The organism is Palleronia aestuarii (assembly GCF_003253995.1).
Taxonomy (GTDB): domain Bacteria; phylum Pseudomonadota; class Alphaproteobacteria; order Rhodobacterales; family Rhodobacteraceae; genus Palleronia; species Palleronia aestuarii.
This window is the reverse complement of record NZ_QKZL01000043.1, coordinates 1-15,410: the sequence shown is the minus strand read 5'-3', so window position 1 is coordinate 15,410 and position 15,410 is coordinate 1. Positions and strand designations below refer to the sequence as shown.

General features: G+C 63.0%; 14 protein-coding genes. 4 read left to right on the top strand and 10 right to left on the bottom strand.

Going from position 1 to position 15,410, the window contains the following annotated elements; genetic code table 11:
- A partial coding sequence (locus tag LX81_RS20600; RefSeq protein WP_146259504.1) for a transposase occupies positions 1-164 on the top strand: 164 nt, incomplete at its 5' end.
- 58 nt (positions 165-222) lie between these two features.
- Here LX81_RS20600 and LX81_RS20595 read toward each other — a convergent pair.
- On the bottom strand, positions 223-927 hold the full coding sequence (locus LX81_RS20595) for an IS6 family transposase (protein WP_111539152.1): 705 nt from the start codon (positions 925-927) through the stop codon (positions 223-225).
- Between the two features lie 745 nt (positions 928-1,672).
- Between LX81_RS20595 and LX81_RS20590 the strand changes: the two genes are divergently transcribed.
- The 3 genes from LX81_RS20590 (at position 1,673) to LX81_RS20580 (ending at position 6,277) form a co-directional block, all read left to right on the top strand.
- Positions 1,673-3,592 carry an ATP-binding protein gene (locus LX81_RS20590; RefSeq protein WP_111539151.1) on the top strand — a complete coding sequence of 640 codons (1,920 nt, stop codon included), beginning with the start codon at positions 1,673-1,675 and terminating at the stop codon, positions 3,590-3,592.
- Between the two features lie 996 nt (positions 3,593-4,588).
- The gene (locus LX81_RS20585) at positions 4,589-5,206 is read left to right on the top strand and encodes a nucleoside deaminase (protein WP_111539150.1); all 618 of its coding nucleotides are present in this window, start codon (positions 4,589-4,591) and stop codon (positions 5,204-5,206) included.
- A 360-nt stretch (positions 5,207-5,566) separates the two neighbouring features.
- On the top strand, positions 5,567-6,277 hold the full coding sequence (locus LX81_RS20580; RefSeq protein ID WP_111539149.1) for an IS6 family transposase: 711 nt from the start codon (positions 5,567-5,569) through the stop codon (positions 6,275-6,277).
- A gap of 67 nt (positions 6,278-6,344) precedes the next feature.
- Here the strand turns inward: LX81_RS20580 and LX81_RS20575 are convergent, their stop codons facing one another.
- The 9 genes from LX81_RS20575 to LX81_RS20535 form a co-directional block, all read right to left on the bottom strand.
- Positions 6,345-7,106 carry an SDR family NAD(P)-dependent oxidoreductase gene (locus LX81_RS20575; RefSeq protein ID WP_111539148.1) on the bottom strand — a complete coding sequence of 254 codons (762 nt, stop codon included), beginning with the start codon at positions 7,104-7,106 and terminating at the stop codon, positions 6,345-6,347.
- A 23-nt stretch (positions 7,107-7,129) separates the two neighbouring features.
- Positions 7,130-8,116, bottom strand: coding sequence for an acetamidase/formamidase family protein (locus LX81_RS20570; RefSeq protein WP_111539147.1), 987 nt, complete (start codon positions 8,114-8,116; stop codon positions 7,130-7,132).
- A 57-nt stretch (positions 8,117-8,173) separates the two neighbouring features.
- On the bottom strand, positions 8,174-8,887 hold the full coding sequence (locus LX81_RS20565; protein WP_111539146.1) for an ABC transporter ATP-binding protein: 714 nt from the start codon (positions 8,885-8,887) through the stop codon (positions 8,174-8,176).
- Positions 8,880-9,599: an ABC transporter ATP-binding protein gene (locus tag LX81_RS20560; protein WP_111539153.1), complete on the bottom strand. Its 720-nt coding sequence runs from the start codon at positions 9,597-9,599 to the stop codon at positions 8,880-8,882. Before LX81_RS20560 ends, LX81_RS20565 begins: the two co-directional genes overlap by 8 nt.
- On the bottom strand, positions 9,596-10,696 hold the full coding sequence (locus LX81_RS20555) for an ABC transporter permease subunit (RefSeq protein WP_111539145.1): 1,101 nt from the start codon (positions 10,694-10,696) through the stop codon (positions 9,596-9,598). Before LX81_RS20555 ends, LX81_RS20560 begins: the two co-directional genes overlap by 4 nt.
- Positions 10,693-11,565, bottom strand: coding sequence for an ABC transporter permease subunit (locus tag LX81_RS20550; RefSeq protein WP_111539144.1), 873 nt, complete (start codon positions 11,563-11,565; stop codon positions 10,693-10,695). The genes LX81_RS20555 and LX81_RS20550 overlap by 4 nt, the downstream gene beginning before the upstream one ends.
- 82 nt (positions 11,566-11,647) lie before the next feature.
- Positions 11,648-12,892 carry an urea ABC transporter substrate-binding protein gene (locus tag LX81_RS20545; RefSeq protein WP_111539143.1) on the bottom strand — a complete coding sequence of 415 codons (1,245 nt, stop codon included), beginning with the start codon at positions 12,890-12,892 and terminating at the stop codon, positions 11,648-11,650.
- Positions 12,889-13,557, bottom strand: a complete 669-nt coding sequence (locus tag LX81_RS20540; protein WP_111539142.1) for an ANTAR domain-containing response regulator — start codon at positions 13,555-13,557, stop codon at positions 12,889-12,891. The genes LX81_RS20545 and LX81_RS20540 overlap by 4 nt, the downstream gene beginning before the upstream one ends.
- Positions 13,554-14,696, bottom strand: coding sequence for a transporter substrate-binding domain-containing protein (locus LX81_RS20535; RefSeq protein ID WP_111539141.1), 1,143 nt, complete (start codon positions 14,694-14,696; stop codon positions 13,554-13,556). The genes LX81_RS20540 and LX81_RS20535 overlap by 4 nt, the downstream gene beginning before the upstream one ends.
- Positions 14,697-15,410: the final 714 nt, after the last annotated feature.

Sequence of the window (15,410 nt, the reverse complement as noted above, 5' to 3'; positions counted from 1 at the left end):
AGCCGGTCCGATATGATAAACGCCGCTACAAGCGCCGCAGCAGGATCGAGATCATGTTCGGGCGCCTGAAGGACTGGCGCCGCGTCGCCACTCGCCACGACCGCTGCCCGAAGGCTTTCTTGTCAGCGATCGCCCTCGCAGCAACCGTACTGTTCTGGCTCTAACTCAATTAGTCGGGAGCCTAGTCAGCCTCTATCAGCGGTCGAGTGCTCTGCCAGCGCTTCATGCCGCCCCACCGAACAAATTTCGGACAAAGTCGATCTCTCCACGGATCCCCGGCAGTTTGTTTGAGACATGGACGTTCTTGATGGTCCGGATTGACTCGACCGCCATCAGTGTCGCCTTGGCGGATCGTAACAAGCGGAACGATTGCCGTGTGCCCAGCAGGCGCTTCAGCGCCGCATGATCGCTCTCGATGCGGTTGTTCCGCCACTTCCGGTCGATATACACGATACTGTCGATGTGCGAATCGTAGCGGTGGTTCAGATCCCGTGTGACCTTCCGGTATCCGGGGGCCTCGTCGTTGCAGATCGAGACCGGCCGGCAGAGCCGGACACCCTCGATAGCCTGCTTCAGGAAGGCCCTGGCCGCTTTCGCGTCCCGCTTGGCGGTCAGCCGAAAATCGATGAATTGGCCTGTGTGATCCACGGCGCGCCAGAGGTATCGCCACCTCCCGCCGACCCGGACGTAGGTCTCGTCTACGTGCCAGTTCGGGCCCCGCCAGCCGCGGTGGGCAGTGGCGCGCTTGGCGATCTCGGGGCCGAACTTCTGGACCCAGCGAAAGACGGTGGCCCGGTCCACCACGATACCGCGCTCCGCCAGCAGATCGGCAACATCTTGGTACGAGAGTGGAAACCGGCAGTACCACCGCACAGCCAGCAGGATCACCTCACGCGGAAACCGGCGGCCCTTAAACGGATCGCGCATGGCGTGCTCCCTCTATCGGAACCAGTATCCGTGCCCGAGGATCAGCAATGCAACAGTCCCTGTTGCCGAGCCCGCCGTTTGTAGTCACGTTCCCTGCTAGCGGTGAAGATTGCTTGATTGCAGAGGTTCGATCTTATTCTCGAAGATATGCGTATGCCGGTGATGGACGGGGAAACGGCATTTCGCACAATGTAAGACGAACGTTTGAACGTGCCGGATTTGGCTCTAACCGCAAACGCCATGCCAGAGGACCGGGCCCTGTATTTTGTGATGGAAATGGACGGATATCTATCAAAACCGATAAGCAAGACGGCATTGCTACGGGCGATGCAGGGTCACTGGCAAACCCCGCGGCAAGCGGCCTGACTCCTCTCGAGCGGATCGAGGTAAGCGGCTTGTGGTCTAAGAGACGATCGGCATTACGCGATGATCTTGCAGATGGCCCGGTTAGATCATCAGCGGCAGGATAGAATCGGTGGAGCGCTTACCCTGCAGGGAAGGTTTCTGCAGCAATCGACATCGACATGTGATTTGCCGCGATAGCCCTGGCCGTTAGTCGCTCTTCCCATCCCCTCCATGTGCGGCGTGTCACGTCGCAGGTCGGGCTTCGTACCGACTGTTCTTGACGTTTCACACGTTACGTCCGGCTCCAAACCGAAACTCTGCTCGGACGCAGGGGAATTAAGAGCGGGTAAACCTATTTTCCCTATTTGTCTCGACATTTGCCCGTAATGAGGAGCGGCAGATGGGGACGGGGATCGACCTTCGATACATCCGGCGGCGTCTCGTTTCGGCTCTCGCCATCGTCGCGTGCGTGACGATCGGATCCTATGCCCTGAACCGCATTCTCTACCAGAAACTCCAGGATCAGGAGGAGCTTTCCGCGGCCATAGACGATGCCCTGAGCATCATGATGGAACAGTTCCTCTTCTTTGGAGGGATCCGCGACGCGACGGGGCCGTATCTCGCCGCCGACGATTTCAGCCAGCTCTCCCTCTCCCTTCCCGGCCTCGAACGCGCCATCGCCGTCATGGAGGCGGACCTCGCCGACGGAACGATGCTGCCGCAGGTTCGCGCCGTCTTCGAGAACCCCCTCCTCGATCCCCTCTCCCTGCTCCGGAATGTGGCCACGAGCGGCCGAGGCGTCGTCTCGAGCGAACGCTGGGGCGATGCGGCCGCGTACGACGTCGGCGTGGCTATCGGGGCGACGCGGCAGGTTCTGCCGCTGATGCGCCGGATAAAGGAACTCGGCGAGGCCGATCTCGCCCGCGCCTCGGCGCGCGCCGATCTGTGGCAGCGAGGTTCCATCGTCCTGACGCTCTTCCTCCTCGTCCTGATCTGGACGGGAATCTTCCGCCCGCTGCAGCGGCAGGTGATCGAAGACCGCGAGGCGCTCCGCGAGGGTCGCCGGAACGCCGAGATCGCGTCCGCCGCCAAGTCGACCTTCATTGCGACCATGAGCCACGAGATCCGCACCCCGCTCGTGGGCGTCCTCGGAGCGGCCGAGCTCATGAAGGAGGAGACGGAGCCCGCCGCGCGGCTGGAACTCGCGGACACGGTCCTCTCCTCGGGCCGTGCGCTTCTGACGATCCTCGACGATATCCTGAACTTCACCCGGATCGAGAGCGGCGCGGTGACGATCGTCCCGGCGCCGCTCTCGATCGTCGAACTCGTCGGCGACATCCACCGCCTCTTCGCCCCGCGGGCCGCTCAGAAGGGTCTGGCGTTCCGCATGGTGGTTTCGCCGGAACTGGCCGCGCGCCATATGGGCGATTCCATGCGCCTGCGCCAGATCCTGTCTAACCTCGTGGGCAACGCGCTGAAATTTACCGAGACCGGCAGTGTCGTCATCTGCGCCCATGCGGACGCTGCTACGACGGAGGGCCAAGGCGTCGTCGTCGAGATCCGCGATACCGGGTTGGGGATGACGCAAGAGGAACTCGGGCGGGTCTTCGACTCCTTTACGCAGGCCAACAATTCCATCGTGCGCACCCATGGCGGGACCGGTCTCGGATTGTCGATCTCCCGCCAGCTCGCGCGGGCGATGGGGGGAGATATCGCCGTAGAGAGCCGGTCGGGCGTCGGATCGACGTTCCGGCTGACGATCGATCTCCCGGTGATCGCGGATCACGGCGGGGTGCCCGCTGCCGACGCGCCGCCCGCGGTCGGAGGCTACGGACGCCCGGCGCCGAATGTCACCGACCTTCGCCCCGCCATGTCGCAGGTTCCGAACGCACCCAGCACCGCTATGTCGGACGGACCGGCGCCTGTCGTCCTCATAGTTGACGATAATTCGACCAATCGCCTCATTGCGACCCGCATGCTGGACGGTACGGGCTGGGAGATCGCCATCGCCTGCAATGGCCACCAGGCGGTCGAGGCGGCGCAGGAGAAAGACCCCGCCCTCATCCTCATGGATATCTCGATGCCCGGCATGGATGGCTACGCCGCGACCCGGGCGATCAGGGACGCCGAACGCCGCAGCGGACGGGCGGCCGTCCGGATCGTCGCAATGTCCGCCCATGCCGACGGAGAGCACCGCACCCGTTGCGACGACGCCGGCATGGACGGCGTGATCGCCAAGCCGTTCAGCCGCGGCGAGATCGTTGGCCTCCTCGCGCGACCGGACGCCCTTGGAAATCCCGCACGGGCCGCGGGGAAATAAGCCTCCGTGGTCGTGGCCGCCTTCGACATGTGGGAAACTGTTCGAGGTTACGATTATCTTCGTCGAACCCGACGATCGCCGCGACGACTGCGAACGGCCGTTCTTGCTTTGGCGCCGCCTGACTGGACCTCGGATAGATTGAGGTCCAGTCAATCTCATCGAGACGTCTCAAGTCTTGCGCTTTGGGACAGATGCTCGCCTTTTTCCCGGCATGTACGCATAGGCCCGGGGCAGGGGGCGTGAGCCGATCTGTCCACCGCCTACGGTCCGGGTAGCGTCATCATCCGGGTATGGCTGGCACGGCGCAACCGGTCGTGGGGGACAGGTGTTTCATGATAGATCATGGAATGTTTCACCGGGGCAGGGCGAATTAGTCTTCTACCTGCGATCCGAACTTCGCGGCGGCGCATCTCTGTTTTTGGCCAATGCGGCGCGAAGAACCCGCGCCGATGGGTGTCGCCCACTCGAGCGACGCTGCCGCGCCTGTGGGGACCGGTGCAGCTGCGGCGCTGGTTCCGGAGAGTTGCGTCCTCACGGACATCCGGGAAGGCTATGGCCACTGCGGCATCGACGCCGGTTCAGGCGTTGATGACGACGTATACCACTCACGCGTAGTAGAGCGACGCGACGCACATGCGGAGGCCTGACGTGACGGATCGGGACAGTCTGGAGATCGAGATGTCCGCTTGACGATCTCGAAGCTCGACGCCGAGACGGCGAAGTTTGTCGAGGAGGGCGGGAAGCTCCGAGCGGACACGCGCTTTCCGTCGATCATCGTCATCTAGGTCCTCGGGATCGTCATGCAACTCGGCGCTGCCTTCGCGCCGATCATCGCGGGCGGCCCAGGCAACTGACGCCACACCGCCCCTGACGATCCCGCGACGGCAAGCGACCGTTAGGATAGGAGATTAGGCGCGGCTCCCCTCCTACCGGGCGCCGCGACCCTCCAGGCCTTCCGCATTCGCGGGAAGCCGAGACCCACAAGGAGAACAGCTCATGTCCCAGGATCACGCCCCTTCCGATTTGCCGCATGTCGGCGCCCCCCTCCTGTCGCGTCTCCTGGACGTCATCGAGACAGAGATCGCGCCGATGACGGCGCGGGGCGTCGAAGCGGGCAACAAGATTTTCGGTGCTGCCCTGCTGCGCAAATCGGATTTGTCGCTGGTGCTGGCCGAGACGAACAACGAGATCGAGAACCCGCTCTGGCATGGCGAGATGCATTGCCTGAAGCGCTTCTACGAACAATCGCCGCGCCCCGAGACCCGCGACCTGATCTTCCTTTCGACCCACGAGCCCTGCTCGCTCTGCCTCTCGGCAATCACATGGTCAGGGTTCGACAACTTCTTCTATTTCTTCAGCCATTCCGACAGCCGTGATAGTTTCGCGATCCCCCATGACCTGCGCATCCTGAGCGAGGTTTTCGGCCTCGAGGACGGCGGATACCGACGCCGGAATGCCTACTGGACCGCCCGGGAAATCCGGGCCGAGATCGCGGATCTCGATGCATCCGAGCGCGAAGACCTGGAGGTGCAGGCGCGGCGGATCAACCGGCTCTACGACGGGTTCTCCGAGACCTACCAGGCCTCGAAGGCCGGCGGCATTCCCTTGGACTGATCGGCTCGACCGCGCCGGCTCGGATCCCGACCCGGAGCTCGGCGCCGTTGCGGTCGACCATGGCGGTAAGCTCCTGGTGGCCGAAGCCGGTTCCGTCGAACAGGGTATTCGAGGGTGCAATAGCGGGTGGGCGCAGGCCTGGACATGCCGTTCAGCGATGTCGCTGAAAACGATCGGGTCTCGAGGCCATGTCCGCTGAATGCCCGACGGCGTCCTGGATTATGCCTCCAAACGGCCTTGTTGCACGAAGCCTGCCTGGGATTCACATTGCGAGTCCAGCAGCATAGCTGGGCGGCATGTCCAAGCCCGTCCCGGGATTGTCAGGTTGATGGTGTCGCAGAGGCTAGGTAGCCATTTCGGATGCTGAACCTCGACGATCTTTCCCGCCTCAAGGGCCATCGGTTTCCGCGGACGGTCATCGGCTACGCCGTCTGGGCGTACCACCGCTTCGCCCTGAGCTTGCGCGACGTCGAAGATCTTCTCGCCGAACGCGGGGTCGTCGTCTCTTACGAGACGATCCGGGTCTGGATCGCGAAGTTCGGGACCCAGTTCGCCGCGAAGATACGGCGCGACCGGCCCGGACCGGCCGACAAGTGGCACCTCGACGAGGTCGTCCTCAAGATCAACGGGGTCAGGCACTGGCTCTGGCGGGCGATCGACGCGAATGGCGATGTACTCGACATCCTCGTCCAGAGCCGCCGGGATGCACGGGCCGCCTGGCGGTTCATGCGCAAGCTCTTCAAGCGATGGGGCCTGCCGCGGGTGATGGTGACCGACAAGCTTGGATCCTACGCGGCGGCCAAAGCGAAGATCGCTCCCGGTCTCGAGCATCGCCAGCATAAAGGGATCAACAACGCGGTTGAAGCCTCGCACCGGCATACCCGCAGACGGGAGAAGATCATGGGCCGGTTCAAGTCACCGCGACAGGCTCGGCGGTTCCTGTCGGTGCACGATCAGACCGCCGCCATCTTCCGCCCGCGCCGTCATCGTCTTTCCGCAAATTCCTACCGCCGCTCAAGACGGGACGCGTTCGACCTGTGGGCGGACTGCACGACCGAACTGTCCGCGTGAGCGGTCGCAGCCGACACCTTGTCGGGTCACACGAAACAACCTGACAATCCCCTTCCCACACTCCCTCTTAAAGTTGGACCCCTTTTGTAAGGGCTCCGTCGACCACGAGGTTCGTTCCTGTCGTGAAGCTCGACGCGGGACTTGCGAGAAAGACGATGGCACGGGCAATCTCTTCCGGGCGTGCCATGCGGCCTGTGGGGTTGAGAGACAACGCCTCGGCAAAGAGATCGGGATTGCCGGTCTCAATCCCCTCCCAGATTCCACCGGGGAAGTAAGTATTGCCCGGCGAGACGGTATTAGCACGGACGCCTTGCGCCGCGAGGCGATAGGCGAGCCCTTGTGCGTAATGCACAAGAGCCGCCTTGAAGGCACCGTAGGCAGGACCGGTGAAGTCGATCTCGCGTCCCGACACGGAGGAGACGAAAGTAATTGAGGCCGCTTCGCTTTTCTCGAGCCATGGCATCGCGGCATTCACTAGTCGGACCGAATGCATCATGTCGGTTTCGAAACCCGCTCGCCAGGCCTCTTCGTCATCCGAGACGGCGAGGGCCGAGACATTGCCGACCACAATATCGATGCCGCCGAGCTTTTCGGCGGAGGACGTCACCCAGCCTTCGAGCGCGTCGCGCTGCGAGACGTCGATGGCAGAGCCGGTGATCGTCGCGCCCCCGCCCGAGAGGCGCGAGACCACCGCCTCGACGCCCTCGGCATTGCGCGCGCAGATCGAGACGGCCGCCCCTTCGGCCGCGAAGATCTCGGCGCAGGCAAGGCCGATGCCCTTGCTGCCGCCTGTGATGAGAACGCGCTTGCCTGTCAATCCCAGATCCATGTCGTGAACCTCCTATCTGCCGGTCAGGTCAGGTACTTTTTCTCGATGGCCGCACCGATCGAGTATTTCGGATCGACCATGTTGCCGAGGCGGACCTTGCCGCACATCGTGAGTAGCATGTAGGCCTCGGCCTCGCTCTGACCGGTTTCGGCGGCGACCCAACGGACAAGCTCGCGATAGGCGATGCGGGCGGCGTCCTCCATCGGGCGGGCAGAGCCGATGAACATCATCCGGTCCTCGGTCTCGAGCTGCGGCCAGGAATTGCCATGCCCCTTGATGAGATCGACCTGGAGCTCGACGGTCGCGGGCATCTCGAGCGCCACGCCGCAGAGTTCTCCGTCGCCTTGGATCGCGTGGCAATCGCCGAGATAGAGGAAACCGCCCTCGGTCTGAACGGGGAGGTAAATGATCGAGCCGGGGGCCACGTCAGGCAGGTCCATGTTGCCGCCGTAGTAATCGGGCTGCAGAGAAGAGATTGCCTCGATCTGGGGCGCGGTGCCGATCGTGCCGATGAAGGGCTCGTAGGGGAGCGTCACCGTGTCGGACCAGTAGACTCCATTCTCGTCCACGCGGATCTTCTTGACCTTTTCTGGCAGAGGCGGGTTCAGAAGCGCCGTGTCACCGGTCGCCACGAGGCCGCCGAACTCGGTCAGCAAGCAGGTCGTGCCGACGGGTTGCGGGCCGCGCGGCTTGATCGAAATGATCTTCACGGCGAGCGCGTCGCCCTTCTCGGCACCCTTGACGAAGATCGGGCCGGTCTGGGGGTTGAGAAAGGGGAAGTTCAGATGCTCGGACGGGTTCGGGACCTCTTCCTTGATTTTGCCCTCGAAGGCGTCGTGGGTCTCGACGGTGACGACGGCACCGGGCTCGACCTCGAGCACGGGATCGACATAGGGGCCGTAGACGTAGTGGAACGTACCCTGATCCTCGATCGTGATCTTGTGGCGCGCGCCCTCGGCCCCTTTCGCGACGCCCTTGCGATTCATGATGGATGTTTCAAACCAGCTCATTTTCGGTCTTCCTCCGTTCAGGTCTGTTGTCTGTTCGTTTTTGGCCGCGCAGGGGGGTCAGATCGTCAAGTATTTGCGGACGCTCGCGCGGTCTCGGATAGCGTCGCCGTCGAGTTCGGCGACGACTCGGCCCTTTTCCATCACGTATCCACGGTCCGCCAACGTCACGATGAGGTCGAGATTCTGCTCGACCAGAAGCACGGCAACACCGGTCTCGGCGTTGAGCGCGCGCATGTTGCGTGCGATGTCCTTGATGATCGAGGGCTGGATGCCCTCCGAGGGCTCATCAAGCAGCATGAGCTTCGGGTCGCCCATCATCGCGCGGGCGATAGCAAGCTGCTGCTGCTGTCCGCCCGAAAGCGTGCCTGCGCGCTGCCGTGCGCGTTCCTTCAGGATCGGGAACGACTTGTAGACGCGGTCGTAATCGGGAGTGGTGCGGCCGCGGCCCGCCGTCTCGCCCACGACGAGGTTTTCGCGGATCGTGAGTTCGGGAAAGACCTCGCGACCTTGGGGGATGTAGCCGATCCCGGCCCGCGCGCGGGTGTCGGCGCCGTCGCTGCTGACGTCGCGCCCGTCGAGGTGGATCGTGCCCGATCGTACCTTGAGAAGGCCCGTCAGCGTCTTCATCAACGTACTCTTTCCAACGCCGTTGCGACCGATCACGGCGACGAGTTCGCCTGGCCCGATCGCAAGGTCTACGCCCTGCAGGACCGTCTCGCTGCCATAGCCCGAGGTAAGGCCGCTGACTTTCAAAAGCGCTGCGTCAGACATCGGCGGTCCCCAGATAGATTTCCTGCACGCCGGGATGGTCGATGATCTCGGCAATGGTCCCTTCCGCGAAAATCGATCCGAAATGCAGCACCGTCACCCGGCGCGAGATCTGTTCGACGAAGGCCATGTCATGTTCGACCGCGAGGATGGTGATGCCGCGATCGTTGAGGTCATGAAGCATCTCGCCGGTCTTGCGGGTCTCGTCCGGCGACATGCCGGCGGTCGGCTCGTCAAGGAGGAGGAGTTGCGGCTCGACCCCCACGGCCATCGCAATTTCGAGCCATTGCTGTTGCCCGTGGGAGAGTACGCCCGCCTGCAGGTCGGCCTCGTGTTCCAAGCCGGCAAATTCGAGCATTGCGCGGGTCGTGGCCGAAAGGCTCTGGCCGTGGAGGTGATGCTGGAACGCAACCTCGAGGTTCTGGCGTACCGAGAGCGCCTTGAAGATGCCCGGCACTTGGAACTTGACCGATATGCCACGGCGGATGCGCTGGAACGAACGCAAGGCGGTGATGTCGTCGCCCGCGAAGAGGATCCTCCCCGCATCGGGGGCATGTTCGCCGAGGATCAGGCGGAAGAAACTAGACTTTCCTGCGCCGTTCGGGCCGATCAGGCAATGCATGGCTCCGCGTTCGAGTACAAAGTCGATTCCGTCGGCGACGGTGACGCCGCCGAAGGATTTCCTGAGGCCCGCGACTTCGAGTATGGCAGTCATCGGCGCGCCCTCCGCCACAGGGATCGGGCACCGGTCATCGCCGCGACGATCAGCCCTTCGGGCGCGGCCAGTACCGTGAGGAGCAAGAGGGACCCCATGACGACAAGCGCGTACTGGCTTCCGTAGATCGTGAGCGACTGAAAGCCCGCGAGGACAAGGATCGTCCCCAATAACGTGGCCGTGATGTCGCGACGTCCGCCGACGGCGACCCAGACGATGGGCAGCGCCGCTGCGGTGAGTCCCATGCTCGACGGCGTGATATACTGCCCCCAAGCGGTATAAAGCGCCCCCGAGAGGCCAGCGAGCGCGCCGCCGAGCCCGAAAGCAAGAGTCTGATAGAGGCGGATGTCGTAGCCCAACATCTCCGCGCGGTGGGGGTTCTCTCGGATCGCGACGAGCACGTTTCCGAACCGCGCATTGAGAAGCATCCTTAGGCCCAGATAGCAGGCCACGACCAGGCCCAGCAGCACGTAGTAGAAGCCACGCCCCGGAAAGAGCGCCAGATCGCCGCCCGGCCAGGGGATCGTTAGCGGCGGCATCCCGGACATGCCGTTGAAACCATTGAGCCGTGCCTCGCCTATACGCCATTGTGGGCCGGCGGTCTGCGCCATGAAGGTCTCGAGCACGAGCGTTACCGATAGGGTGACGATGCCGATGAACACGCCGCGGATGCGTCCGTAGAACATGAAATAACCGATCAGCAGAGCGAAGAGACCTGCCAGAAGGATTGAAAGGAGTATCGCGGCGATGGTGAAGCCGTAGGCTGTCCCAATGTTGATGGTAAGGACGCCATAGGCATAGCCAGCCAGCCCGAAAAAGGCCGTCTGCCCGAAGCTGAGCGCGCCAGCATAGCCCCAGACGACCCCGAGCCCCATCGCCATGAAGGTCCAGACCATGAAATAGGCGGCGTTGCCGACGGTCCAGGCATCGGCAAAGAGCGGATAGATCGCGGCAGCCACGATCGCGAGGGACACGAGGCCCCAGAAGAGCGGGCCGCGACCAATCGTCTGCGGCCCTTCGAGATGACCGATGGCGCGCCAAAGACTGCCCTCGCGGCGGGTCGTCACGGCGGTCACGTCGTTGTATCGCGTGTTCATCGCGAGCCCCTCTTGAGCCAGGCGGAGAGACCTCCGGGCAGGATGCGGATGACCACGATCACCGCGACGAGCAGGCCGATCTGGCCGAATAGCTGCCCGTACCAGGCCGTCAGCGTCGCGCGGATCAGCGCAAGGATCGCGGCGGCGGGGGCCGCGCCCACGAAAATGTCTGCTCCGCCCACCACCACGGTCACGAAGCTTTCCACGATGAAGGTTGCACCCATCGTCGGCACCATCGTCATGGTGGGGGCGTAGAGGCCACCTGCAAGACCTGCGAGCGCGGCGCCGAGGCCGAAGGTCAGGCCGTACATTCGGCCCGTATCGACGCCGAGTGCGCGGGCCATGTCCGGTTTTTGTATGGTCGCACGTGCCACTACGCCGAACCGCGTGCGGTAGAAGAGGAGATAGAGCGCCGCGAGAAGCGCGATCGCGGCCACCATCAGCACCAGCCGATAGGCCGAATAGCTGTCGCCGCCGATCGTGACCGCGCCGAGTGGCGTGCCGATCCCGGCCATGGTAGATCCGAGCACGATCAGCACGCCCTGCGTGGCGATCAGGCTGATCCCCCATGTGGCTATGATCGAATCCAGTGGCCGGTGATAGAGATGTCGGATGACGAGCCGTTCGATCACCATGCCGACTAGGCCTGCAACCACCGCCCCCGCGATGATCGCCACGACCAGCGGCAAGCCCTCGCGGGCAACCGTCGCGGTGACATAGGCGCCGCACATGATGAATTCGCCGTGTGCGAGATTGATCACGCCCATCATTCCGAAGATGACGGCGAGCCCCGCGCAGGAGATGACCAGGAAGGCGAAAGCGTCGCCGAACTGGTAGAGCATCGCGAAGGCGGTCTGGAACAGCGCCATCTCGGTCCCCTCTTTCGTTTCGGATCTGGGTGAGCGATCCCGCCGGACTGGACGCGCAGGCGGGATCGTACGGGATCGGAGTTTACTGGTTCGGTGGGTTCGAAGGCGTGTATTGCGCGCTGGGATCGTTCTGCGTCAGGTCGCAGCCCTCGTCACCCAACCAGTAGGGCTCGATGTTTTCCCACGTTTGGGGGAAGTCGATCGAGTGATCCTCGTTCACATGGGCAAGGAAGATCGTGTGTGACATGTGCTGGCTTTGGGGATCGAGGCAGACATTGCCGGAAGGGCCGTCGAAGCAGACGTCGCCTTCGGCGATGACCTCACGCAGGGCGTCGTGATCGGTGGTGCCTGCGCGTTCGACGAGTTGCTTGTAGAGGTTCATAGCGATGTAGGAATTAGCGGCTTCCTGGTTGATGTAGGGCTCGTCGGGAAACATCGCGCGGAAGCGTTCGACGAAATCATTCGAGGCGGGACTGTCGATCTCTTCGATGTAGTTGGTGGTCACGTACATGTCGGCGAGGCTCGGCGGGGTGAAGCGCTTGTGCTCGTAGCCTTGGCCCACGTTGACGGAGGAGGCCATCGGCAGGTTAACGTCGCTCGCATTGGCCTGTTCGTAGTAGGAGGCCTGTGCCGCCCCCACGAGGAGGGTCACAACGAAATCGGCCTCGGAGGCCTGAATGTTCTGGATCGTCTGTGAGAACTGCGAGACCCCGAGGGGGATGAACTCCTCGCCGACCATGGTGCCGCCTTCCTCCTCGACGATTTGGCGGACCCATTCGGCGGAAATCTGGCCGAAATTGTAATCGGCGGCGATCGTGTAGACGTTGGGGCCGTATTCTTCCATCATCCACGGGATGAGCGTCGAGAACTGCTGCTCGGGCACGGCCCCTGTGACGATCATGTTCGCATCGCAGACGCCGCCCTCGTACTGGTTGTTGTAGAAGGCGAGTCCGTCGAACTGGTTGACGATCGGCCGGTATGCCTCGCGCGAGGCAGAGGAGAACCCGGCGAAGACCACGTCGACCTGATCTGCTTGCAGAACCCGACGCATGAATTCTTGGTAGCGGCGGTTGTCGGACTGGGTGTCGTAAATGACGAGCTCGACCGGGCGTCCGTCGATGCCGCCGGCATCGTTGATCTCACTCGCAGCGAGCTCGATCGCATGGACCTTGACGTTGGTCGCGGCCGCGAAGTCGCCGGACTGGTCTTCGAGGACGCCGATCTTGATCGGTTCGCCTTCCTGCGCCAGCGACGGGGCGGCCGTGACGGCCAGGCACAGGCCGGCAAGCGTACCCGCACGGCGCAAGGTTCTCATAGGTAGGGTCATTCTTGGTCTCCTCTGATGGACAGCCCCCTGACGGGGCCCTTCGTGATGCCGCCGGTTCCGTCCGGCAGTCGATCTATCGGATCGGCTTCGTCCTCGGCGGGTTCGAGCACGGCGCGTGCGACGTCTTCGATGGTAAGGCGCTTCTCCATGGCGTCGCGGCGAAGGCGGCCATAGGCTTCTTGATCATCGATGCCCCAGCGGGTCATCAACGTGAGGATCGCGCGAACGAGTGTCCTGCGCCCGGCGAGGCGGCGTTTGAGGGTGGCCTCCTCCTTCGTGATCTCGGCGCGCCGCATGTTCTCGTTCGCGGCAAGGAACAGGGCGGTGAACACGCCCGAGCTGCGGACGGGCTTCTGGATATGGCTGGTGATCCGGGCGCGCACCGCCTTGCCAAGCCGGGAAGGCGTTTCGCTTCCCACGAGGGCGATCATCGGAATACCGGCGGCAGCGGCCGCGTCGAAAACAGCACCCTCGGCCTCGTCGAGATCGATGAAGGCGATATCGACCCCTGTGAATTCCCCTGCTTCCGTCACTCTCGGTAGCGCGAAACGGACCACGAGCCCCAGATTGACGAGCGTGCGCGCTAGACTGTCGCGTCCGGGCGTGTCGTCCTGCACGATCAGGGCAGTCCAGTTGCGGAAATTCTTGAGGACGACGTTTTTCATGGCACCGCCTTCAGATGCGTTGCGGCGGCAATGCGGAACTCGCTGTCCTGCGTCCAGGTAAGGTAGGGGTCAGGGGAGACGGGCTCACCGCTTTCCCAAACGATGTCGAAGGTCCCGTCGTCTCGCGAAACGCCGATCCGGGGGTGCAGCGTGCAGTGCACGTTCATCGCGTCTACTTCGATCTCGCCTTGGGGCGCGGTGAAGTGGATGCCGCGCACGGCCTCGCGTACGGCCTCGAACCCGTCGCTGCCCGCCCGCTCGATCGCGCGGGCCAGAAGGTGAACGGCAACATAGGTGGCTTCGGCATCGGCCGATGCGTGGCCCAGCCCCAAGCACCGGGCATTCCAAGCCTCGGTAAAGCGACGGTTTTCCGGCGTTTCGACGGTTGAGAAATAGACGGAGGAGGACAGATGGCCCGCGGCCACGCGGCCAATCAGCGGTAGCTCCGCCTCGGAAAGGCTGCAGCTCGCGATCGGAATGTCGACGGCCTGGTCGAGCCCGGCCGCCTCGGCCAACCGCCGCAGATCATCGAGGAACGCGAAGAGCGACGAGCCAATTAGCGTCGTGAACACGAAATCGGGTCGGTCAAGAATGATCTGACGCGCGATGTCGCGCAGATCGGTCTCGCCCACGGGGACGTACCGCTCGCCCATCACCGATCCCCCGGCGATCCCCAGCGCCTCGCGAAGGATGCGGTTGTTCTCCCAAGCCCAAACGTAATTGGAGCCGACGAGCCACCCCCGCCGCCGAGATTGACCCAGAAGATATTTCGCGAGAGGAACGATGTGCTGGTTGGGCGCCGCACCGGAATATACCACATTCTCGGATGTCTCGAAGCCCTCGTAATGCGAGGGATACCACAGTAGCGCGTCGCGTTTCTCCAGGATGGGTAAAATTTCCTTGCGGCTCGAGGACGTATAGCATCCGACCACATGCACGATCGCTGGATCTGCCAGAAGATCTCGGGCGCCTTTCACGTATCCCTCGAGGCACCCACCCGGATCGATTGCGATAGGTTCAAACTGGACAGAACCTGATCCGTTTATCTCATCGATGGCAAGATCCGCCGCAGCCCGCATTGCCCGGCACACTCCGGCATAAGAGCCGGTTTCTGAGAAGAGCAATCCGATCCTAGTCATCCTGCGGCTTACGCGCTCTCCAAATAAAAAAAGCCCCTGCCGACCCTTCCAGGTCTCTGCAGAGGCTTCGTTGCCCGGCCACTTGGTGACCATTCTAACAATTTGTCGGCGATGGTCTCGACACTGAGCCCGTGACCGCCTTTGTTAAGAAAGTCAGACCGACGCTCGCTCGTCAAGTCTGACTGAGCGCTGTAAATTTCGAGGGCGCTTTCGACTAAAGTTTCACCGCGTAGCCGACGGACTGATTATTTATTTCCTGATCTGCGGATCACCTATGAACTCGCTATGCAGCGTTGCTGCGCAAAACGGCGCTTTGGCTCACGGATTCCTCTTCCGCGCCTGTTCATGCAACCACTTCGATATCCCCTGCTAAGAGCCGATGAGAGCTATCCAGCGGCGGTCGTTGCCCACGCCGTCTGGCTGTACGTCCGCGTTCCGGTGACCATGGGGATGGCCGACGCGACGCCGAGGCTGCCATGCGCCTGCTGCGTCAGTTGATGACGCGGCAGGGCTGCACGGCACGTGTGATAATGACCGACAATCTGCGAGGCTATGGCGCGGCGGTAAGGACAACCATGCCTAGGCTCAGGACCCATTGATTGACGACGTTGGTCGTGATTCAGGCTCCGCGAGGAGACCGCATGCATGAGCAACCTGTTTTGGCTGACCGAGGCGCAGATGGCGCGCCTTCGTCCGTACTTCCCGAAGAGCCAT

Bases quoted from the DNA above. Each gene is read 5' to 3' on its own strand.
- LX81_RS20590 (WP_111539151.1), top strand. From the start codon at position 1,673: ATGGGGACGGGGATCGACCTTCGATACATCCGGCGGCGTCTCGTTTCG.
- LX81_RS20585 (WP_111539150.1), top strand. From the start codon at position 4,589: ATGTCCCAGGATCACGCCCCTTCCGATTTGCCGCATGTCGGCGCCCCC.
- LX81_RS20570 (WP_111539147.1), bottom strand. From the start codon at position 8,116: ATGAGCTGGTTTGAAACATCCATCATGAATCGCAAGGGCGTCGCGAAA.
- LX81_RS20540 (WP_111539142.1), bottom strand. From the start codon at position 13,557: ATGAAAAACGTCGTCCTCAAGAATTTCCGCAACTGGACTGCCCTGATC.
- LX81_RS20595 (WP_111539152.1), bottom strand. From the start codon at position 927: ATGCGCGATCCGTTTAAGGGCCGCCGGTTTCCGCGTGAGGTGATCCTG.
- LX81_RS20545 (WP_111539143.1), bottom strand. From the start codon at position 12,892: ATGACCCTACCTATGAGAACCTTGCGCCGTGCGGGTACGCTTGCCGGC.
- LX81_RS20580 (WP_111539149.1), top strand. From the start codon at position 5,567: ATGCTGAACCTCGACGATCTTTCCCGCCTCAAGGGCCATCGGTTTCCG.
- LX81_RS20550 (WP_111539144.1), bottom strand. From the start codon at position 11,565: ATGGCGCTGTTCCAGACCGCCTTCGCGATGCTCTACCAGTTCGGCGAC.
- LX81_RS20535 (WP_111539141.1), bottom strand. From the start codon at position 14,696: ATGACTAGGATCGGATTGCTCTTCTCAGAAACCGGCTCTTATGCCGGA.
- LX81_RS20560 (WP_111539153.1), bottom strand. From the start codon at position 9,599: ATGACTGCCATACTCGAAGTCGCGGGCCTCAGGAAATCCTTCGGCGGC.
- LX81_RS20575 (WP_111539148.1), bottom strand. From the start codon at position 7,106: ATGGATCTGGGATTGACAGGCAAGCGCGTTCTCATCACAGGCGGCAGC.
- LX81_RS20565 (WP_111539146.1), bottom strand. From the start codon at position 8,887: ATGTCTGACGCAGCGCTTTTGAAAGTCAGCGGCCTTACCTCGGGCTAT.
- LX81_RS20555 (WP_111539145.1), bottom strand. From the start codon at position 10,696: ATGAACACGCGATACAACGACGTGACCGCCGTGACGACCCGCCGCGAG.